Raw genomic sequence first — 20,658 nt, forward strand, 5'->3', positions numbered from 1 at the left:
CACGGCCACCTCACTTCATTATTCATTTAGAACATGGGGATGATGATAAACAAAAACGCCGGCGCTGCACTGCGCCCCAACGTAAAAATTCGCTATCGCCGGTCTGTTGCCAGCGCACTTCAAACCATAACAACATCAGGTAATCCACCCACGGCAACCAGCGCTGCACCTGCGTGCTCAGCAGCGGCAAGTCGTGGTAGCCCTCGTGGACATAATGCCGCAAAAAACGCAGCTGATTATCCGCAGACCACGCGTTGCCGCGAAACAGTGCGGCAATCTCCAGCGCGATGTCACCGTCGGCGGCGTACTCCCAGTCAATCAGCCGCACTCCTTCGCCCTGTGCAATCACATTGCCCGGATGAATATCCATGTGCAGCGGAGCTATTTTCAACGGAGAAGGCTGGCTGGCTTGCAAGAAACGCTGATGCAACCGCAGCCAGGCGGGCGTCGGACGCCGGCGATCCAACTGCTGCCAGTAGCGGGCAAACTGCCGATGCAGATTCAACGGGTAACCGCTGAGCGGCCGCTTGTGCAAACGGGCAACCAGCCGCGCCAGATCGCCCTGTTGATTCAGGCGCGTAAAATGCGCCTCGGTGACAACGTCACCAGGCAGCCATTCCAGGATAATCCACTGATTGTTCTGTATTAAAACCTGCGGACCCAAACCTTCGCCGGCGCTGCGCAACACCTTAGCCTCTCGCCGCCGGCTAACGCCAAGCGCGGTTTTCTCTGCGCTTTGTTGGCGCGCCAACAGTTGCACGCCCTCGCCTTCGATACGCCAACTTTCGCCGGTCAGCCCCTGCACCGGGCTGAAACGACAACCGGCGGTTTTCACCGCCGGCAGCTCGCTTTCAATCAGTCTTCGCAGCGCGGCCTCAGCGGGTAACGGCGCCATTGCCTGACCAGACGATTTCACCGGTTTGCACCAGCATCAACTGCATATCCAGCGTCGGAGACTTCACGTCGCCGCTGACATCGCTGTACAACACGTACTGTGCGCTGACGATACGCGCCAGGCCAATCGCCTTACTGCGCGACCCCAGACTGTCATCCGCCGACAGGCCCAAGGTTTGCTTGGCGGTCGCCAATTGCGCTTCCGGCACGATGGAGAAGGTTTGGTTCGACGCCAACGCCTTGTGCAGCGCGGAGGTGGCTTTAGCCGTTTGCAATGCGCCGTTGGTGTTGTTCTTCACGCTGTCCAGCAGCAGCACGCTGCCCGGGTTGACGCCGTCGGCTTTCAACATCTGGTTCACCAACGGCTGCACGCTGCTCAGCCAGTCAAGTTGCTGAATTTTTGGCGGTTGCGGTACCTGCTCGCCAATGGGCGGCTGGGGTTGCGGCTGCGGCTCTACCACCACCGGCGGTTTGACCGGCTCGACGGTGGCCGGCGGCTGCTCCGACTCTGGGGGACGTGACAGACAGCCGCTTAACATCAAGGCGGCCAGTGCGACAAATAGATACTTTTTCATTATCCCTCTCCAACTAAAGCAAGAGCTTACAAGAATAGATGCAGACGCACGCGTTTGGCATCGAGGTTGCCGTTAATCGAGTAAATTTCGGCGTCGGAATTCGGCGCAACGGTAATGGTACGCGGCTGTTCAAAGGGCCGGATATCCAGCCCCTGATTGTCATACCAGTAGAAACGGTAATGTACCGTTACCGGTGTTGTTTGGCTGTTGCTGAGCACCGAGGTTGCCATCACGCGCCCGGAGGCATCCGCAATCGACGGATTATCAGCCACTATACCTGCGGTAAGCACCGGCGAATCCATCACTACCGTCTGCCGTTCGTTGACCGCAATGCCGGGCCGAGTGCTGCAACCCATCAGAATTGCGGCGGGTAACGCCAGCGCCATCAGACAACGCAGGGTTTTGCTATAGCGCATGGTTGACCTCGGTTAGCGGGACAGCAGTGGCCCCAACGAGCGGCCACCGACCAGATGCATATGAATATGATAGACCTCCTGGCCGGCATGGCGATTGCAATTAACAATCAGGCGATAGCCATCTTCGGCAATGCCTTCCTGTTCGGCAATTTTCGCCGCGGCGGTGATCATGCGGCCCAGCGCGGCTTCATGCTCGACGGTGACGTCGTTCACCGTTGGGATCAGGATATTGGGTACGATCAGAATATGGGTCGGAGCCTGAGGTGAAATATCACGGAACGCGGTAACCAGTTCGTCCTGGTAGACCACATCAGCAGGGATTTCGCGGCGGATAATTTTACTGAAAATCGTTTCTTCGGCCATCTGGCATTCCTTGTTGAGGAAAATAATCTGTACGCAGTATGAGTGACAAATTCTACTGCTTTCAACCTGATTGCGCACTTTCCGCGTCGAGTGATGCAGAATCAGGCAACCCACCAGGCTACCGACGCCTCTGTCATGGGATTACCGCGGCAATCATCTGATTTTTTTCACTTTGGTTATTCACTATTGTTGCTTTACTTGCCAGTTGCCACCGCCAATAGTAACTCCATGATTAACAACGGATAGAGAACATGATGCCACTCAAAACCCTGGCGCTGGGCGCGCTGCTGCTGTGCGGTGCCGCCCAGGCGGAAAGCAAAAGCATTATCGATCTGCAGGCCAATCAGCAACATTTGCGCGCGCTCAAAAACCCGGCCGCCGTAGCCTTGATTCCGGCGAATTACCATTTTGCCGTACCGGGCAAGTTAACCGTAGCGGTGGCGTCTGAAAATTCCCCGCCGCTTGCGCTATTTGCCGAAGACAATAAAACGTTGATCGGCAGCGACCCGGATATCGCACAACTGGTGGCGGACAGTCTGGGGCTGGAACTGAATCTGGTGCCGACCTCCTGGGAGGACTGGCCCCTTGGCATTACTTCCGGCAAGTACGATGCCGCCATTTTTAATATTGCCGTCACCAAGCTGCGGAAAACCAAATTTGATTTCGCCACTTACCGCGTAGATACGCTGGGTTTCTATGTGAAATCCACCAGCAAGATCGCCTCAATCAACCAGCCGGCGGACGTCGCCGGACTGCGGATTATTGTCGGCTCCGGTACGAATCAGGAAAATATCCTGCTCGGCTGGGATAAACAGAACCGCGCCAACGGGCTGGCACCGGTGCAACCGATTTATGTCACCGATGACGCAGCCGCCAACCTGAGCATTCAGTCCGGGCGCGCCGACGCGTTCTTTGGCCCCCACTCTACCGGTGCCTACAAAGCGGCGCTGACCGGCAGAACCAAAATGGTCGGCATCGGCCCTAACGTCGCCTACGTAGCGGTGACCACCAAAAAAGATAACGGCCTGGTTGCCGCCATTAACGCCGCCATCAACGGTGTGATCGTCAGCGGCGAATATGCCCAGGTGCTGGACCGCTGGGGCGAACATGATGAAAAGGTAGAGCGTTCCACCATCAACCCACCGGGGATCGGCGATTAGTCACCGCTCAATTGCGGGGCGTGCGCACGCATCCACTCGGCCAGAGAATCCAGCGTCGGACGCAGGGACTTGCCCAGCGCCGTAATCCGGTATTCAACGCGCGGCGGGACTTCCGGGAATACCTGCCGCGTAACCAGGCCGCGCTGCTCGAACTGCCGCAGTTGCCGCGTCAGCTCTTTCTGGGCGATTGGCGCCACCGCGCGCTGCAACTCACTGAAACGCACCGGGCCGTCGATCATGATAAGCCTGTAGAGGATCGGGATTGCCCATTTCCCCGCGACCAGATTAACAAACCCCACCATAGGGCATGGCTCGTCTGTTGCCGGCAACGCCGTTAAATTTTTTTCCGCTGCCGAAAGCGCCACTGTCGTCATTTCATCCCATCCCGTACCTTGGTATCCAAAAGGTGCCTACTATGCAAAAGATACTATAGCGCAAATAATGAGGCTACCAACGGGAAACAGGAGGCAGGCTATGTCACGACTTAAAGGTAAATACGCATTGATCACCGGCGGCACCAGCGGGATTGGTCTGGAAACCGCACGCCAGTTTATTGCCGAAGGCGCCACCGTGGCGATCACCGGCCGCAGCCAAAGCGGCCTCGACGCAGCGGGGAAAGCGCTGGGCGACGTGCTGCTGTTGCGCAGTGACGCCGGAGATATTCGCCAACAGCAAGCTTTAGCGCAGCAGTTGGCCAGCCACTGGCCGCGCCTTGACGTGTTGTATATCAACGCCGGTGACGTCACCCACCTTCCGCTGCAGCAATGGGATGAGCAGAGCTATCAGCGGCTAATGGACATCAATCTCAAAGGGCCATTTTTTTTAATCCAGGCGCTGCTGCCGTTATTAGCGAATCCAGCCTCGATTATTTTGTGCGGTTCGGTCAGCGCACATATCGGCCTGCCGCTAAGCAGCGTTTACGCCGCCAGCAAGGCCGGCCTGCTGTCGTTGGCCAGAACGCTTTCCGGTGAATTGCATCCGCGCGGTATCCGGGTCAACGGCCTGAGTCCAGGCCCGACCGAAACCCCGGCGTTAGGCAAGCTGGGGTTGAAAGAAGAGGATGAACAGGCGCTGCGCGACGACATCCGCGCATTGGTGCCGATAGGCCGCATGGGCACACCGCTGGAACTGGCAAAGGCGGCGGTGTTCCTCGCGTCTGACGAATCCGCGTTTATGGTTGGGGCCGAACTGCAGATTGATGGGGGAGTAGGCAATTTGTAATTATGAAGTATCATTCACTGTTGGGTAGAACCCAACGGTGAAATTAAGTTACGGAACAGACAGTAAGTTAAGTAATATTATTATTGGGTGATAATAATAAAATATCGCTTTATTGATACGTTCTTTAACTGCGTCTAGCCTTAGTATTTCTCCAATTTGGATGGTGAAGACTCATGGCAAGCCAAAAGAACAATCAAAGCGTAGGAATACTGGTAATCATCGCCATCGCCCTTTGGTTCGTATTCAAGTCTGACAATAAAACAGAAAAAAACACGCCGATACCGCAATCCGGCACCTCAGTGGCCAATGTTTATACCCCAATAACCACAACGGCGTCAGAAAGCAGCGAACAGCCCCCTCAACCACAAAGCGATATCCCTCAGTCAACGAAATATGTAGCGGCCGATCGGCTCAACGTTCGTAACGCGCCGAATGGTAAAGTCATTACGTCCTTAAAACGTGGACAAAGTATCACCGTTTACCAAGAGCGCGATAATTGGGCAAGGATCACGCCGGGTAACCAATCGAGCCAATGGGTTTCTACAAAGTCATTGTGTCATGGTGATAGGTGCTATCAAAAAAACCGCCAGGCACTTGCGCCTGCGCCAAAGCAGCCGGTATATCGGCCAGCGCCAAGGCGCAATGTGGAAAGTGATGCCGAATGCCCCTGTTCTTCAGGAAGAATATGTATAGGCCCGCGTGGCGGGCGGTACTGTATTACTTCGGGAGGAAACAAACGCTACGGCGTGTAATAAACCGCTGGCGACGGTTATTGAGTAATACCGGCCAGGGAAGTGAAGTATGGCTGTCGGCTTAGGTATCCTGAAAATGCACACATGGTAAGCATGGTAATTATTTCTCAGGTAACATTTTTACATACGCTGATATAAATCATGCGCTTCATTTACATCAGCCTCCTGATGGTCACCGATAACCCGTTCTACACTGAATAGGCAGGGCGTCGTGCGGATCCCAGACCGCCAGCCGCAACCAGACTGACCTTAGGTTATCCCCCACCCTCAATTGCTTTTTCCTGAATCGCTATGGCTCGGATTTACCGTACCCTATGCATCAACGGACATTGAGATCATGAAAATCAGAACCTTCGTTCATACCGCGTTGCTGGTGATACCGATAGCGTTTAGCGGCATCGCCCAAGCCAGCGATCAAACAATCCCTTGGGCAAAAAATACCGGCGACGTCGAGTCCAACCATATCGCCGCCGTCGGCCAGAACCTGAATGCCGGCCACCAGCAGGTGACCAAAACACAAGAAGGCGTATGGGCGGCTAATACCGGCAGCATTTCCAACGATGAGAAGGCCCTGACCGGTGGTCAAAACTCGGGACCGAAAACGACGCCTTAACGCGAGTTATAGATAGGAGACAAGCCGTGCCCCTAACAACCGCACGGCTTATCAATCAGCCCAAACCCGGAATAGCCACGCCGAACGTCTGCAGCAACAGCACCATGTTGAGCAGGATGATAATCACCGTACCGATGATCGATACCAGGCTGGTGAGGCGGCTGTTCACAAACTCGCCCATGATGTCGCGGCGGCGGGTAAACATAACCAGAGCAATCATCGGCGCCGGCAACGCCAGGCTAAGCACCACCTGACTGTAGACCAACGCATCCGTCGCATTGACGCCTAACGCCACCACGATAAACGCCGGGATCATGGTCACCAGACGACGCACCCATACCGGGATACGGAAGCCGACAAACCCCTGCATAATCATCTGGCCCGCCATGGTGCCCACCACCGAGCTGGAAATACCGGATGCTATCAGTGACATCAGGAAGATCCCGGCGGCGGCGGCACCAAACAACGGGGTCAACGTATGGTATGCCGTGCCGATCTCCGCCACGTCGCTGTTGCCTGCATGGAAGGCGCTGGAAGCCATAATCACCATGGCGATATTCACCAGCCCGGCTATCGCCAGCGCGATCACCACCTCGATATTGGAAAAACGCAGCAGCTTGCGCCGTTCGCCGCTATTGCTGGCCGGCGTTCGGTGCTGGGTCAGGCCCGAGTGCAGGAAAATGGCATGCGGCATTACGGTGGCACCGATAATACCGACGGCAATGGTCAGCGCCTGCGCATCCGGCAATTGCGGCGTCACCATGCCGGTGCCCGCCGCCAGCCAGTCGACCGGCACGATAAACATCTCGGCGAGATAGCACAGGGCAATGACCGCCACCAGCCCACCAATCATCAGCTCAACCGGGCGGAAACCTTTCTTTTCTACCATCAATAACGCATAGGTGATCACCGCCGTCACGCCCATCCCCGCCAACAGCGGCATATGGAACAGCAAGGCGAGTGCGATAGCCCCACCCAGAAACTCCGCCAGATCGGTGGCCATGGCCGCCACTTCGCTGAGCAGCCACATGCCGATCACCACCGGGCGCGAGAATTGATCGCGGCACATTTCCGCCAGATTGCGGTTGGTGACGATGCCCAGCTTGGCCGACAGCGCCTGGAACAGCATGGCAATCAGGTTGGCCATCACCACTACCCACAGCAGGCTGTAACCGTATTTTGAACCGGCCTGAATATTGGTGGCGAAATTGCCGGGGTCCATGTAGGCAATAGAGGCAATCACCGCCGGCCCGGCGAACAATAGCGGCGTAAACGCGCCGCGCTTGCGCCCGGCCAGTGCGTTACCAATCGCCGTATTGGTCCGTTCGGTTAACGATGTGGTGGTTGCCGCCTCACGCATATTTTACCCTCAATGTTATTCTGGTTATTTTTCACCCAACACTCAGAGCAATGTAGCATCGGCTACACTTTATGCAAAATGGAAGATACCTTACCTTTGTGTACAAATATTTCTTATTGTCATTGAATGCGGCTGCCGAATTGATAATGCGTCGCCATTAGACTAACGTAGGGCAGGATTCCAGTAGTCTGGAACTCACTGGTTTAACCTATAAAGGACGTCCCAGAATATGGTAACAAGCGCGCCAGATAACGCCGAACGCCCTATCTTAGCTGAAATGCCGGATGAGGCCGAGCACGCCCTGCGTTTTACCCGCGCCCGTGAAGCGCAGTCGAATGCGTTGATCGAAGATTACGTAGAACTGATTGCCGACCTGCTGCTGACCACTCGTGAAGCCAGAACCACTGACATCGCCCGTCGCTTTGGCGTTTCCCACCCCACGGCGATCAAGAACATTGCACGGCTGAAGAGCGCCGGATTGGTAGAGTCACGCCCGTATCGCGGGGTATTTTTGACTGAAGAAGGCGAACAACTGGCGCAGCAAGTGCGCCGCCGACACCGTATTGTGGTCGACCTGCTGGTGTGCCTCGGGGTGCCGACTGAAACGGCGGAGCTGGACAGCGAAGGGATTGAGCATCACATTTCTAGCGACACTCTGGCGGTGTTTGAGCGTTTTCTGCAAAGCCACGCCGAGAAATAAATCCTGCCAATAAAAAAGGGAGGCTTTCGCCTCCCTCAAAGCTCCCCAGCCTGAATTAGTGATTACGGATGTATTCGTCCATATCGGTTTTCAGGTTGTCAGATTTGGTACCAAAGATGGCCTGAACGCCAGAGCCTGCGACAACAACGCCGGCAGCACCCAGTTTTTTCAGACCAGGCTGGTCAACCTTGCTCACGTCCGCCACGCTAACGCGCAGACGGGTGATGCAGGCATCCAGATTGGTGATGTTATCTTTACCGCCAAAGGCCTGAACCAAAGCCGCAGACATCTCAGAACCGCCCTGAGCAACCTGCTCGGAAACGGTGTCTTCACGGCCAGGCGTCTTCAGATCCAACTTGGCAATCAGCACGCGGAAGATGGTGTAGTACACCAGACCGTAGATGATACCCACGATTGGGAACAACCAGATCTTGCTGCTGTTGCCGCTCAGCACGATGAAGTCGATCAGACCGTGCGAGAAGCTGGTGCCATCGCGCATCCCCAACAGGATACAGATCGGGAACGCCAGACCAGCCAGAATGGCGTGGATTGCGTACAGGATCGGCGCAACGAACATGAAGGAGAACTCGATCGGCTCGGTGATACCGGTCAGGAACGAGGTCAAGGCAGCGGAGATCATGATACCGCCAACTTTAGCGCGGTTTTCCGGCTTGGCTGAATGCCAGATGGCAATAGCGGCAGCAGGCAGACCGTACATTTTGAACAGGAAGCCACCGGACAGTTTACCCGCAGTCGGGTCACCCGCCATATAACGCGGGATATCGCCGTGGAACACCTGGCCGGCCGCGTTGGTGAATTCACCGATCTGCATTTGGAAAGGTACGTTCCAGATATGGTGCAGACCAAACGGCACCAGCGCACGTTCAACGACGCCGTAGATACCAAACGCCACTACCGGGTTCTGATAAGCAGCCCACTGGGAGAAGGTCTGGATAGCCGTACCGATCGGCGGCCAGATGAAGGACAGCACTACGCCCAGAACGATCGCCGCCAGGCCGGAGATAATCGGCACAAACCGCTTACCGGCAAAGAAGCCCAGGTATTCAGGCAACTGAATGCGGAAGAAGCGGTTAAACATGTAGGCAGCGATAGAGCCGGAGATAATCCCCCCGAGCACACCGGTATCCGCCAGGTGTTTAGCCGCAATTTCTTCAGCCGGCAGGTGCAGAACCAAAGGTGCAACCACCGCCATGGTTTTCACCATGATGCCGTAAGCCACTACCGCAGCTAACGCAGATACACCATCGTTATTGGTGAAGCCCAGGGCAACACCGATAGCGAAAATCAGCGGCATGTTGGCGAAAACTGAACCGCCGGCTTCCGCCATCACGTGAGAGACTACCGCAGGTAGCCAGCTAAAGTTGGCGGAACCGACGCCCAGCAGAATACCTGCGATTGGCAATACGGAAACCGGCAGCATCAGCGACTTACCTACTTTTTGCAGGTTTGCAAATGCGTTCTTGAACATAGTTGAGTGTGCTCCTGAGTAATAGTGCTTTGCTACTTCTCGCGATTCTTCGCGTTGCAAGGGGGGGAGAAAAACCCCTGCAATTCAGGGTGTCTGAGCACCCCTTGAATTTTTACGCAGAGTAAAATAAATAGCCTGCGCAATGTTTGATGGCAGTCACGTTTCGATGAACAAAGCCGGGTATTTTTCTTAAATCGATCATTTTTTATCAAAACAGACGAAAAAAAGCCCAGCCATCGCCATAAAACGGGTGGGAACATTACCCGTTTCAGCGATTAATTACGAGCTTAAAAAAAATTCCGACATCAATGACTACAGCTAAGCCTAGGCCAAGGATTATAGTTCGATGTGAAATAAGCGTGAAAAGTTGGCGGTGGTGGTTTCGGCCAGCGTTTCCAGGCTCACGCCCTTCAATACCGCCATGTATTCAGCCACATCACGCACGTAGGCAGGTTGGTTTTCTTTGCCGCGATGCGGCACCGGAGCAAGATACGGCGAGTCGGTTTCAACCAGAATGCGATCAAGCGGCACGTAGCGCGCCACCTCACGGAGTTGCTCCGCATTGCGGAAAGTCAGGATGCCGGAGAAGGAAATATAAAAACCCAGATCGAGCAGCGCTTCTGCGGTAGCGATATCTTCGGTAAAACAGTGCAACACGCCGCCGCAGTCCTGCGAGTTCTCTTCACGCAGGATCGCCAGCGTATCTTCACGCGCGTCGCGAGTATGCACGATCACCGGTTTGTTCAGCGCACGGCCAATGCGGATATGCTCACGGAATGACGCTTGCTGCAGCTCGAGATTGTCTTTCTGATAAAAGTAATCCAGCCCGGTTTCTCCCAGCGCCACCACCTGCTCTGCCGCCGCCAAACGACGCAGCTCTGCGTAATCGTAACCGCCCTCGAGATTCAGCGGGTGAACACCGCAGGAGAACGCCACGTCATCGCGTGGGCCGATCAACTGCGTCATGGCCTGATAACCCGGCAACGTGGTCGCTACCGCCAGAACGTAGCCGACATCGCGCGCCTTGGCTTTCGCCAGAGCATCATCCACGTTTTGATGCAGCGTTTGGTAATCCAGGCCATCAAGATGACAATGCGAATCTACTAACAACATAATAGTTAACTCTTTTACAACGAATGAGGATGAGAATAGCCGGTAGCGCCGAGCATCTGCTCCCAACTGAGTAATCGTTCGGTCAGCAGCAGCTCACGATTGACGCCGGTTACGTTAAGCAACTGATGGCGGCAATTGAGCCATTGCTGTACCACTTGTTGCAGCGAGGTGCCGCTCAGGCGGCTGGCCAATTGGTGCACCAGCGGTTGCTGATCCTGATTAAGCACAAAGCTCGCCGCGCCCTGCTGCCACTTCATGGCGTCCACCAACAAGGCGCATAGCCAGTGCAGCCGCTCCGCTACATCTTCGTGATTCAGCACCGGCAACAGCGACAGCATGTCATGCTGCGGCAAGGCGACATTCAGTGCAGCGCACAAAGCGCTGCGCTGCTGCCAACGCTCGGGTTGCAGCAGTTGCTCGGCGGCCAGCGGTGCCCCGTCGTGCAGCCGCAGTGCGGTGAGGAGATCCACCGAATTGCCCGGCGTTTGCCGGTTCAACCACTGCAAACCGAGCCGTTCATCCGGGCTGGCGAGATGCCAATAGAAACAGCGGCTACGCAATGTCGCCAGCAGCCGTGAAGGCTCGCGGCAGCTCAACAGGAAATAGGTTTTTTCCGGCGGCTCTTCCAGCGTTTTCAACAGGGCATTGGCCGCCGCTTCGGTCAGCAACTCTGCCTGCGGCAACCAGATAACCTTGGCGCCCCCCTGCTGGGCGTGGGAATAAAGGGTTTCGATCACCTGACGGATAGGCTCGACACCCAGGCTGCTTTTTCCCTTTTCCGGCGCCAATACGTGATAGTCCGGATGGTTCCCCGCCAGCATAAGCCGGCAGCTATGACACTCGCCGCAGCTTTTCTCGCCGTTACGCCGCTGACAAATCAACCAGCGGCTTAGACCATAAGCCAGCGCTTCATCGCCATTGCCCACTGAAGCATGCAACAACAGGGCATGATGGCCGCGACCGGCTGCATATTGCCCGACCAACTGACGGTAAGGCGTGTTGAGCCACGGGTACCAGTTCATTACACCCCTTCCTGCCGTAGCCATTGGCTGAGGCAACTGCGGATAGCCGCCGTCACCTGTTCCAGCGATTGAGAGGCGTCAACGGTGACGATAGAATCGTCCTGCGCCGCCAACTCCAGATAGCGCGAGCGGGTGCGTTCAAAGAACGGCAGCGCTTCCTGCTCAATACGATCCAGTTCGCCGCGCGCACGGGCGCGCTGCAGGCCAACCCGCGGCGGCAGATCCAGATAAACCGTCAGGTCCGGGCGGAAATCCCCCAAAACGGTGTCACGCAGCGAGGCCATCAGCTGTTGATCTACGCCGCGGCCGCCGCCCTGATAGGCCTGTGATGACAAATCGTGACGATCGCCGACCACCCAGGCACCACGCGCCAGCGCCGGTTTGATAACCGTTTCTACCAGTTGCACGCGGGCCGCATACAGCATCAGCACTTCGGCTTTGATGGTCGGCAATTCGCCGTCTACGCCACGTTTGAACAGATCGCGCAGCTTTTCCGCCAGTGGGGTACCGCCCGGCTCGCGAGTAAAGACAATGTCGCTAATGCCGTGTTCGCGTAGCACGTTGACCACGGTATCGCGCGCGGTGGTTTTTCCCGCCCCTTCAAGCCCTTCGATAACCACAAATTTACTTTTCATTCTTTTCCTTAAGCACCTGGCGATAGGCGCGCACCGCCTGATTATGGCTTGCCAGGTTAGTGGTAAACTGGTGGCCGCCCTTGCCATCGGCGACAAAGTACAAATAAGGCGTCTTCGCCGGATTGGCGGCGGCTTCCAGAGAAGCCAGGCCCGGCATGGCGATCGGCGTCGGTGGCAGGCCGTTGATCACATAAGTGTTGTACGGCGTCGAAGTTTCCAGATCTTTGCGGGTAATGTTGCCATTATAAGCATCACCCATCCCGTAGATCACCGTTGGATCGGTTTGCAGGCGCATGCCAATGCGCAGGCGATTAATGAATACCGAGGCCACCTTGGTGCGCTCTTCCGGCACGGCGGTTTCCTTCTCGACTATCGAAGCCATGGTCAGCAGTTCTTCCGGTGCCTTGTACGGCAGGCTGGTATCGCGGCCCGCCCAGGCAGCGTCCAGCGCCTTGACCATGCGCAGATGAGCGCGCTTGAGCAATGCGATATCGCTCATACCGGCGGTATACAGATAAGTATCCGGATACAGGCGCCCTTCCGGATGAGCCCCCTCCGGCAGACCCAGCGCCACGGCGATTTCCGCTTCGCTTTTGCCCGCCAGCGTATGTTTGAGGTATTTAGATTGCTGCAGCACCAATAGCCAGTCGCGCAAACGCGAGCCTTCGATAAAACGCGCGCTGAACTGGGCTTCTTTACCGCTGGCCAGCAGTTTGAGCATCTGGCGCACCGTCATGCCCGGCGTAAAGCGGTAGGTGCCGGCCTTGAACTCCGCCAACTGCGGCTCCAGCCGCAGCAGCCACGGGAACCAGACACCGTTGCGAATCAGCTTGTCGCGCACCAGCAACTCTTCCAGCGCTACGCGTCCGGTGCCGGCCGGCAGTTTAAAAATGGCTTCCTGCTGGATCGCCAATGGCGTATCAGCAAAGCGTTCAACCTTCTGGTAACCCCAAAACAGCAGGGCCAATACCAGAACAACAATAATAGAAACGACCTTCAGCTTTCTTTTCTTCATCAATCAGCCATCGTTAACAGTGTGGGCGCAAAAAATCATAGAGTTGACGCGAGCGATAACGCCAGGATTGCGCTGTATTTACCGGCAGCAATGGCATCAGCGCGTTGCTCACCAGCACTTCTTCGGCGTCGGCAAGAGTGACCAGCGGCTCGCTGACGTAGTGCAATGAATATTCACTGCCCGCCAGCAACTCAATCACTCTGCGGCGCATCAAACCAGCCACGCCGGCCTGGCTCAGATCGGGCGTAAATACCGCTTTCCCTTTGCGCCAGAATAAATTAGCCGCACAGCATTCCACCAGCATACCGGCAGTGTCAAGCACCAGCGCCTCGTCGGCAGCCGTCTGGTCAAGATGCGCGCGGATCAACACCTGCTCCAGGCGGTTCAAGTGTTTCAGCCCCGCCAGCAACGGATTACGCGCCAGAGCCACCGGGCTGAGCGCCAGGCTGATTCCCTGTTCGCGCCACGAAAGGTAATGGCTGGGATAGGCACTGCGAGAGACAATCCGCGTAGGATTTTCACACCCCTGCGGGCTGTAACCTCGTCCGCCGCTGCCGCGCGTCACTATCGCTTTGACCACGCCGAGCGGGATAGATTCTGCCGCATGCACCATTTCAGTTTCAAGAGCCCCCCAATCGGTATCCGGCATCATCAGCCGCTGTGCCGCCTGTTGCAGGCGCTCAATATGCCAGGAAAGCAGCTCTATGCTGCCATCGATAACCCTGGCAGTAGTAAAACAGCCATCACCGAACTGCAAACCGCGATCGCTTGGCGCTAACGCACCCTGCTGTTGTCCGTTAATCCAGTACATATTTCCCCACACTCTCCTCGTTATGCCGGCGCTCAGCGGCAAGGCCCCTGGAAGTGGATGGCGTTAATGTGGCAACTGCGCGGCTGCTGCAGCACAAAACGCATCGTTTCCCAGATCGAACGTGCGTTCAGCACGGGTTGCTCCGATTGTTCGGGTGGCTCGTCATCCAGGCCGCACATTTCAAAATCCGGCGGATAAAAACCCGTCACCCGAATGTTTTCCGCGGCCAGGTGGTGCGCGATGTTATGGCAAAAGCCCCCGATCCCCTGCTTGGCGGCAAAAAACGCCGGATGAGCACTCGACCCGATGAATTGAGGTATGCCGCACGCCGACACCATCACCATAATGTCAGCCCCGGCCGAAAGCCGCAGGCTGGGCAACAGTGCGCGGGTCAGTAAAATATTCCCCGTCAGCCCAGAGTTGATGGTACTGATGACATCGACATCATCTTTGTTCTCCAGCGCACCCTCAAGCCATTGGGCTGCGCTCAATACCAGGATGTCGATCGGCCTGTCGTCCTGCAACAGTTGATCGACAAACGCCCTAAGCGAAGCAGGATCGGCTATATCGCACTGGTAGGCCTGCGCCCGCCCGCCTTCGGCCCGTATGATTTTTTGAGTTTCCCTTGCGCTGCTGAGTTGTCGGGCGCAGATATCCACGTCAACACCCTCACGCGCCAGCCAGACCGACACGGCTTGCCCAAAATCGCGCCCGCCCCCCGTGACCAACGCACGTTTTCCGCTCAACATACACTTTCTCCTGCTTATCTAACCATGGATTTACTCCGACTTTTGCCGGCAACCTTCCACCAGTAAAGCCTATTCCATTAATTTTTCAGCCAAAAAAGTGCGGAACTCATTTTTTCACCGGTAAACAACCATAAAAAAACCCGCTCGAAAGCGGGTTTTTACAGTCTGCCAGCAGACACATCACACCTTGCGGAAGATCAGCGAACCGTTAGTACCGCCGAAACCAAAGGAGTTACACAGCGTGTACTGCAGATCGCTTACCTGGCGCGCTTCGTGCGGAACGAAGTCCAGATCGCAACCTTCATCCGGGTTATCCAGATTGATGGTTGGCGGAACAGCTTGATCACGCAATGCCAGCACGGTGAAGATCGATTCAATCGCACCTGCCGCACCTAACAGGTGGCCGGTCATCGATTTGGTCGAACTGACCATCACGCGCTGCGCATCGCTGCCAAATACCGACTTCACTGCCTGAGTTTCGGCGGTATCACCGGCCGGCGTAGAGGTGCCGTGCGCATTGATATACCCGATTTGTGACGTGGTCACACCGGCGTCAAGCAAAGCGTTTTCCATTGCCAGCGCGGCGCCCGCGCCGTTTTCCGGCGGAGACGTCATGTGATAGGCATCGCTGCTCATCCCAAAACCGACAACTTCGGCGTAAATCTTGGCACCACGTTTCTTGGCGTGCTCGTACTCTTCCAGCACCATCATGCCGGCGCCGTCGCCCAGGACGAAACCGTCACGGTCTTTATCCCATGGGCGGCTGGCCGCCTGAGGGTTTTCGTTGCGGGTCGAGAGCGCACGCGCTGCACCGAAACCGCCAACCCCCAGCGGAGTACTGGCTTTCTCTGCTCCACCGGCCAGCATAACGTCGGCATCATTGTAAGCAATGATACGCGCGGCATGGCCAATGTTATGTACACCTGACGTACAGGCGGTGGCGATCGAAATACTCGGGCCACGCATACCGAACATAATGGTCAGGTGACCTGCAATCATGTTCACGATGGTCGACGGCACAAAGAACGGACTGATTTTCCGTGGGCCACCGTTAACCAGTGAACTGTGGTTTTCTTCAATCAAACCCAGGCCGCCGATACCGGAGCCGATAGCGGCACCAATGCGGCTGGCGTTAGCCTCGGTGATATCCAGCCCCGCATCCTGCATGGCTTGCATGCCGGCAGCGATCCCGTACTGGATGAAGGCGTCCATCTTGCGCGCATCTTTGCGAGAGATGAAATCCTCTGAATTAAAGTTCTTTACCAGGCCAGCAAATTTGGTCGCATAGGCAGTGGTATCGAAATGGTCGATCAGGCTGATGCCACTCTGACCGGCAAGAAGAGCGTTCCATGTGGACTCTACAGTATTGCCGACAGGAGACAACATGCCCAGTCCGGTCACAACTACTCGACGCTTAGACACGTTTGTCCTCCAAGGAGGGAAAATATGACACTAGGGATAGAAAAAACTTAGGCGGTCGAATGACCGCCTAGATATGTTCTCTTACTGCTGGCTAGCGTTGATGAAATCAATAGCTGCCTGAACAGTAGTGATTTTCTCAGCTTCTTCGTCTGGAATCTCAGTATCGAATTCTTCTTCCAGTGCCATTACCAGTTCAACGGTGTCAAGAGAATCAGCGCCCAGATCTTCAACGAAAGAAGCGTTATTTAAAACTTCTTCCTGTTTAACACCCAGTTGCTCAACAATGATTTTCTTAACGCGTTCTTCGATAGTGCTCATACTCTTAAATTTCCTATCAAAACTCGCTTTCGCGATGGTTTTCGTAGTGTATAAAATGTTGAAAAAGATGCAACTAAATCCCGGCTGGTCAAACCACGATTTTACGCTATTTTGCGGTTTTTACCCCAAATAACGCAAATAGTTTTCGCATTTTTTAAATCATGTACATGCCGCCATTGACATGTAACGTTTCACCGGTGATGTAGCCAGCCTCATCAGAGGCTAAAAATGCAACAGCGCTGGCGATTTCTTTAGCATCCCCCAGCCGATTGGCTGGAACTGATGACAAAATGCCTGCACGTTGATCATCTGTCAACGCCCGTGTCATGTCCGTCTCAATAAAGCCAGGTGCCACGACGTTGACCGTAATGCCACGCGAAGCAACTTCACGTGCCAAAGACTTACTAAAGCCAATCAGACCGGCTTTAGCCGCCGCGTAATTAGCCTGCCCTGCGTTCCCCATGGTACCAACTACGGAACCGATGGTGATGATCCGGCCAAACCGCTTTTTCATCATAGCTCGCATTACCGCTTTTGACAGACGGAATACGGAAGTCAAATTAGTGTCCAGGATATCCTGCCACTCATCATCCTTCATGCGCATCAGCAGGTTATCACGCGTAATGCCGGCATTATTCACTAAAATGTCGATTTCGCCAAATTCAGCACGAATAGATGTCAGAACGCTGTCGATAGATTGAGCATCAACCACGTTCAGCGCAAACCCTTTGCCGTTTGCACCCAGATAGCTGCTGATAGCCTCAGCACCGCTTTCACTGGTGGCGGTGCCGATCACTTTAGCGCCACGTGCTGCAAACGACTCTGCAATAGCCCGGCCAATACCCCGGCTAGCGCCGGTGACCAGAACAACTTTACCTTCGAAGCCCATTATTTTCCTCTTTATTGTTCAAGCGCCGCTGACAGGCTGGCCGCGTCATTAACCGCTGCCGCCGTCAGGGTGTCAACAATACGTTTAGTCAGACCGGTCAGAACCTTACCCGGACCAACCTCTAGCAGCGACGTAACGCCCTGTGCTGCCATAAATTCTACGCTCTCGGTCCAGCGCACCGGGCTGTACAGCTGGCGTACCAGCGCACTGCGGATGGCTTCTGGATCGGTTTCAGTGCGCACGTCGACGTTATTCACCACCGCTACCTGCGGCGCGCTGAAGGTAATTTCCTGCAACGCGACGGCCAGTTGATCTGCCGCCGGCTTCATCAGTGCGCAATGCGAAGGTACGCTCACCGGTAACGGCAACGCACGCTTGGCGCCAGCGGCTTTACAGGCAGCGCCTGCGCGCTCAACCGCTTCTTTGTTGCCGGCGATGACAACCTGTCCCGGCGAGTTGAAGTTCACCGGAGACACGACCTGCCCTTGAGCGGACTCTTCACAGGCTTTGGCGATAGCATCGCTATCCAGGCCGATAATGGCGAACATCGCGCCAGTGCCTTCCGGCACCGCTTCTTGCATCAGTTTGCCGCGCAGCTCAACCAAACGAATCGCCGCCTGGAAATCCAGCACGCCCGCACACACCAGCGCCGAGTATTCACCCAGGCTGTGGCCCGCCATCATCGCAGGCGCTTTACCGCCCTGTTGCTGCCAGACGCGGAAAATCGCCACGGAAGCGGCCAGCAATGCCGGCTGCGTCTGCCAGGTTTTGTTCAGCTCTTCCGCCGGGCCTTGCTGCACCAACTGCCACAGGTCATAACCCAGAACGGACGAAGCCTCGCTGAAAGTTTCTTCAACGATCGGAAATTGCGCCGCCAAATCGGCCAGCATGCCAAGGGACTGAGACCCTTGACCAGGGAAAACAAAAGCAAATTGCGTCATTTTTTCTTCCTGTTAATCAGAAACGGACCAGCGCCGAGCCCCAGGTAAAGCCGCCGCCAAAGGCTTCCAGCAGCACCAGTTGGCCGCGCTGGATCCGCCCATCACGCACAGCTTCGTCGAACGCTGCCGGGACCGAAGCGGCAGAAGTGTTGCCGTGACGATCGAGCGTCACCACCACTTTCTCCATTCCCATACCCAGTTTTTTCGCCGTCGCACTGATAATGCGCAGGTTGGCCTGGTGTGGCACCAGCCAATCCAACTGCTCGCGGTCCAGATTATTGGCTTGCAGCGTTTCTTCCACAATGTGAGCCAGTTCGGTAACCGCAACCTTGAATACTTCATTGCCGGCCATGGTGACGTAGGCCGGCTTGTCTTGATCCTGACGATCCTTGAACGGCAGCGTCAACAGGCCACCGTAAGTCCCATCGGCATGCAAATGGGTAGACAGAATTCCCGGCTCTTCAGACGCGCCCAACAACACCGCACCCGCGCCATCACCGAACAGAATGATGGTGCCGCGATCTTCAGGATCCAGCGTACGCGACAGCACGTCCGCACCGATCACCAGCGCATGTTTCACAGAGCCATTCTTGACGTACTGATCGGCCACGCTCAGCGCATAGGTAAAACCGGCGCAGGCCGCCGCCAGATCGAAGGCCGCACAGTCTTTAATGCCCAGCATCTGCTGCACCTGGCAAGCAGAGCTGGGGAATGCGTGGCTCGAGGTGGTAGTCGCAACTACGATCAACCCGATGTCTTCTTTAGCCACACCTGCCATTTCCAGCGCTTTTTCAGCAGCATGGAAGCCCATCGTCGCCACGGTTTCATCGGCGGCAGCGATACGGCGTTCACGGATACCGGTACGCGTGACGATCCACTCGTCAGAAGTATCCACCATTTTTTCAAGGTCAGCGTTGGTGCGCACTTGTACGGGTAAATAACTCCCCGTACCGAGAATCTTTGTATACATGTACGATCAGTCACTCTTAGGTAATACAGCTTCAAGGCGCGCAGCAATCCTTTCAGGGACTTGCCGCTGCACCGCCTGCACAGCCTGTTCGATTGCTACTGCAAACGCGTGTGGGTTCGCAGCGCCGTGGCTCTTGATTACGGTGCTGCGCAATCCTAACAGACATGCGCCATTATACTGGTCGGGGTTCAGGTGGCCGAACCGCTTTACCACCCGTTTTTGCAACCAACGGCCTAACAACTTTAACCACCACGCCTGCTTGCCACCGTCTCCGGATGATTTCAACAGCGATAAAAATACTCTTACCACCCCTTCCATGGTCTTCAGGGTGACGTTACCCACAAAGCCGTCGCAGACCATTACATCGGTTTTACCGGTGAGCAGGTCATTACCTTCCAGGTAACCAATATAGTTGATTGCCGGAGTATTTTTCAGGACGGCGGCCGCTTCGCGAATATTATCCAGGCCTTTGGTCTCTTCTTCACCGATATTCAGCAGCGCCACACGAGGCTGCGCAATACCCACCACCTCTTCGGCCATCACCGCGCCCATTACCGCAAACTGCACCAGCATGGTGCTGTCGCATTCAACGTTGGCGCCCAGATCCAGCACTACGGTTTTGCCGCGCTGCTGGTTCGGGATCACGGTCATCAGCGCCGGACGTTCAATACCGTCCAACGGCTTAATCAGCATTTTCGCCAGGCCCATCAACGCACCGGTATTACCTGCACTGACGCAGCCCTGCGCATCACCGTTTTTGGTCAGTTCCAGCGCAATGCGCATAGACGTGCCACGGCTGGCGCGTATCGCTTGTGAGGGTTTGGCGTCGCCGGCAATGACTGATTCAGCAGGCACGACTTGCAAACGCTCCAGAAGAACCGGATCGGCTTTGGCAAGTAAAGGAGAGATGGCGTCGGGATCGCCGACCAGCAGGAGATGAAGCTGTAAATTAGAGGCCAGTGCCTGCAATGAAGCAGGCACTGTGACGCAGGGACCGAAGTCCCCGCCCATTGCATCTAACGCCAGGGTTAGACGAGTCAAGGTACCGCTACTTAGCCGATAACCTTGCGACCGCGGTAGAAACCGTCGGCAGTGATGTGGTGACGACGATGAGTTTCACCAGAAGTCGCATCAACAGACAATGTGGTGGTGGTCAGAGCATCGTGTGAACGACGCATGCCACGCTTGGAACGGGTTGGTTTATTTTGTTGTACGGCCATGGACCTTACT

General features: G+C 55.7%; 25 protein-coding genes. 5 read left to right on the forward strand and 20 right to left on the reverse strand.

The window, feature by feature from the left end; translation table 11 throughout:
• Positions 1-22: 22 nt before the first annotated feature.
• From QZQ97_RS08510 to hinT, 4 genes are read right to left on the reverse strand one after another with little or no spacing between them, the layout of a single operon-like run.
• A complete protein-coding gene (locus tag QZQ97_RS08510) occupies positions 23-895 on the reverse strand; it encodes a phosphotransferase (protein WP_311993897.1) in 873 nt (290 codons plus the stop codon).
• Positions 876-1,469: a penicillin-binding protein activator LpoB gene (gene lpoB, locus QZQ97_RS08515; protein WP_311993089.1), complete on the reverse strand. Its 594-nt coding sequence runs from the start codon at positions 1,467-1,469 to the stop codon at positions 876-878. The genes QZQ97_RS08510 and lpoB overlap by 20 nt, the downstream gene beginning before the upstream one ends.
• 26 nt (positions 1,470-1,495) lie before the next feature.
• Positions 1,496-1,885 (reverse strand): YcfL family protein, encoded by a 390-nt coding sequence (locus tag QZQ97_RS08520; protein ID WP_311993090.1) that lies wholly within the window; start codon positions 1,883-1,885, stop codon positions 1,496-1,498.
• Positions 1,886-1,897: 12 nt separating this feature from the next.
• Positions 1,898-2,248 (reverse strand): purine nucleoside phosphoramidase, encoded by a 351-nt coding sequence (gene hinT, locus QZQ97_RS08525; protein ID WP_006322464.1) that lies wholly within the window; start codon positions 2,246-2,248, stop codon positions 1,898-1,900.
• Between the two features lie 254 nt (positions 2,249-2,502).
• Here hinT and QZQ97_RS08530 point away from each other — a divergent pair, with 254 nt between their 5' ends.
• Positions 2,503-3,408, forward strand: coding sequence for a transporter substrate-binding domain-containing protein (locus QZQ97_RS08530; protein WP_073439276.1), 906 nt, complete (start codon positions 2,503-2,505; stop codon positions 3,406-3,408).
• On the opposite strand, the gene QZQ97_RS08535 is transcribed toward QZQ97_RS08530, so the two are convergent.
• Positions 3,405-3,782 (reverse strand): winged helix-turn-helix transcriptional regulator, encoded by a 378-nt coding sequence (locus QZQ97_RS08535; protein WP_311993091.1) that lies wholly within the window; start codon positions 3,780-3,782, stop codon positions 3,405-3,407. The genes QZQ97_RS08530 and QZQ97_RS08535 overlap by 4 nt on opposite strands.
• A 100-nt stretch (positions 3,783-3,882) precedes the next feature.
• Between QZQ97_RS08535 and QZQ97_RS08540 the strand changes: the two genes are divergently transcribed.
• From QZQ97_RS08540 to QZQ97_RS08550, 3 genes are all read left to right on the forward strand, one after another.
• Complete coding sequence (locus QZQ97_RS08540; RefSeq protein ID WP_311993092.1) at positions 3,883-4,629, forward strand: SDR family oxidoreductase; 747 nt, start codon at positions 3,883-3,885, stop codon at positions 4,627-4,629.
• 173 nt (positions 4,630-4,802) lie between these two features.
• Positions 4,803-5,381, forward strand: a complete 579-nt coding sequence (locus tag QZQ97_RS08545) for an SH3 domain-containing protein (RefSeq protein ID WP_311993093.1) — start codon at positions 4,803-4,805, stop codon at positions 5,379-5,381.
• 343 nt (positions 5,382-5,724) lie between these two features.
• Complete coding sequence (locus QZQ97_RS08550; RefSeq protein WP_311993898.1) at positions 5,725-5,994, forward strand: hypothetical protein; 270 nt, start codon at positions 5,725-5,727, stop codon at positions 5,992-5,994.
• A 55-nt stretch (positions 5,995-6,049) separates the two neighbouring features.
• Here QZQ97_RS08550 and QZQ97_RS08555 read toward each other — a convergent pair whose 3' ends face one another.
• Entirely contained in the window at positions 6,050-7,354 is a 1,305-nt protein-coding gene (locus QZQ97_RS08555; RefSeq protein WP_311993094.1) for an Nramp family divalent metal transporter, read from the reverse strand.
• Between the two features lie 229 nt (positions 7,355-7,583).
• Here QZQ97_RS08555 and mntR point away from each other — a divergent pair, with 229 nt between their 5' ends.
• Positions 7,584-8,054 carry a manganese-binding transcriptional regulator MntR gene (gene mntR / locus QZQ97_RS08560; RefSeq protein WP_311993095.1) on the forward strand — a complete coding sequence of 157 codons (471 nt, stop codon included), beginning with the start codon at positions 7,584-7,586 and terminating at the stop codon, positions 8,052-8,054.
• A gap of 55 nt (positions 8,055-8,109) precedes the next feature.
• Here the strand turns inward: mntR and ptsG are convergent, their stop codons facing one another.
• The 14 genes from ptsG to rpmF all read right to left on the reverse strand — a co-directional run bounded on the left by ptsG (position 8,110) and on the right by rpmF (position 20,648).
• Complete coding sequence (ptsG, locus tag QZQ97_RS08565; protein ID WP_006322502.1) at positions 8,110-9,543, reverse strand: PTS glucose transporter subunit IIBC; 1,434 nt, start codon at positions 9,541-9,543, stop codon at positions 8,110-8,112.
• A 336-nt stretch (positions 9,544-9,879) separates the two neighbouring features.
• A complete protein-coding gene (locus tag QZQ97_RS08570) occupies positions 9,880-10,656 on the reverse strand; it encodes a metal-dependent hydrolase (protein ID WP_013812441.1) in 777 nt (258 codons plus the stop codon).
• Positions 10,657-10,670: 14 nt separating this feature from the next.
• On the reverse strand, positions 10,671-11,678 hold the full coding sequence (holB, locus tag QZQ97_RS08575; protein ID WP_311993096.1) for a DNA polymerase III subunit delta': 1,008 nt from the start codon (positions 11,676-11,678) through the stop codon (positions 10,671-10,673).
• Positions 11,678-12,313, reverse strand: coding sequence for a dTMP kinase (tmk, locus tag QZQ97_RS08580; RefSeq protein WP_311993097.1), 636 nt, complete (start codon positions 12,311-12,313; stop codon positions 11,678-11,680). Before tmk ends, holB begins: the two co-directional genes overlap by 1 nt.
• On the reverse strand, positions 12,303-13,328 hold the full coding sequence (mltG, locus tag QZQ97_RS08585; protein WP_311993098.1) for an endolytic transglycosylase MltG: 1,026 nt from the start codon (positions 13,326-13,328) through the stop codon (positions 12,303-12,305). The genes tmk and mltG overlap by 11 nt, the downstream gene beginning before the upstream one ends.
• Before the next feature lie 13 nt (positions 13,329-13,341).
• A complete protein-coding gene (gene pabC / locus QZQ97_RS08590) occupies positions 13,342-14,139 on the reverse strand; it encodes an aminodeoxychorismate lyase (protein WP_311993099.1) in 798 nt (265 codons plus the stop codon).
• A gap of 32 nt (positions 14,140-14,171) precedes the next feature.
• Complete coding sequence (locus QZQ97_RS08595) at positions 14,172-14,888, reverse strand: SDR family oxidoreductase (protein WP_311993100.1); 717 nt, start codon at positions 14,886-14,888, stop codon at positions 14,172-14,174.
• Positions 14,889-15,068: 180 nt separating this feature from the next.
• Positions 15,069-16,310 carry a beta-ketoacyl-ACP synthase II gene (gene fabF / locus QZQ97_RS08600; protein ID WP_311993101.1) on the reverse strand — a complete coding sequence of 414 codons (1,242 nt, stop codon included), beginning with the start codon at positions 16,308-16,310 and terminating at the stop codon, positions 15,069-15,071.
• An 81-nt stretch (positions 16,311-16,391) separates the two neighbouring features.
• Positions 16,392-16,628 carry an acyl carrier protein gene (gene acpP, locus QZQ97_RS08605; protein WP_004719003.1) on the reverse strand — a complete coding sequence of 79 codons (237 nt, stop codon included), beginning with the start codon at positions 16,626-16,628 and terminating at the stop codon, positions 16,392-16,394.
• 154 nt (positions 16,629-16,782) lie between these two features.
• Entirely contained in the window at positions 16,783-17,517 is a 735-nt protein-coding gene (gene fabG / locus QZQ97_RS08610; protein ID WP_311993102.1) for a 3-oxoacyl-ACP reductase FabG, read from the reverse strand.
• Positions 17,518-17,528: 11 nt separating this feature from the next.
• The gene (fabD, locus tag QZQ97_RS08615; RefSeq protein ID WP_311993103.1) at positions 17,529-18,458 is read right to left on the reverse strand and encodes an ACP S-malonyltransferase; all 930 of its coding nucleotides are present in this window, start codon (positions 18,456-18,458) and stop codon (positions 17,529-17,531) included.
• A gap of 16 nt (positions 18,459-18,474) precedes the next feature.
• Positions 18,475-19,428, reverse strand: coding sequence for a beta-ketoacyl-ACP synthase III (locus tag QZQ97_RS08620; RefSeq protein WP_311993104.1), 954 nt, complete (start codon positions 19,426-19,428; stop codon positions 18,475-18,477).
• A gap of 6 nt (positions 19,429-19,434) precedes the next feature.
• The gene (plsX, locus tag QZQ97_RS08625) at positions 19,435-20,469 is read right to left on the reverse strand and encodes a phosphate acyltransferase PlsX (protein WP_311993105.1); all 1,035 of its coding nucleotides are present in this window, start codon (positions 20,467-20,469) and stop codon (positions 19,435-19,437) included.
• Positions 20,470-20,480: 11 nt separating this feature from the next.
• Positions 20,481-20,648 (reverse strand): 50S ribosomal protein L32, encoded by a 168-nt coding sequence (gene rpmF / locus QZQ97_RS08630; RefSeq protein WP_004943042.1) that lies wholly within the window; start codon positions 20,646-20,648, stop codon positions 20,481-20,483.
• Positions 20,649-20,658: the final 10 nt, after the last annotated feature.

Origin of the sequence: Serratia sp. root2 (assembly GCF_031931805.1) — a bacterium.
GTDB lineage: Bacteria > Pseudomonadota > Gammaproteobacteria > Enterobacterales > Enterobacteriaceae > Serratia > Serratia inhibens.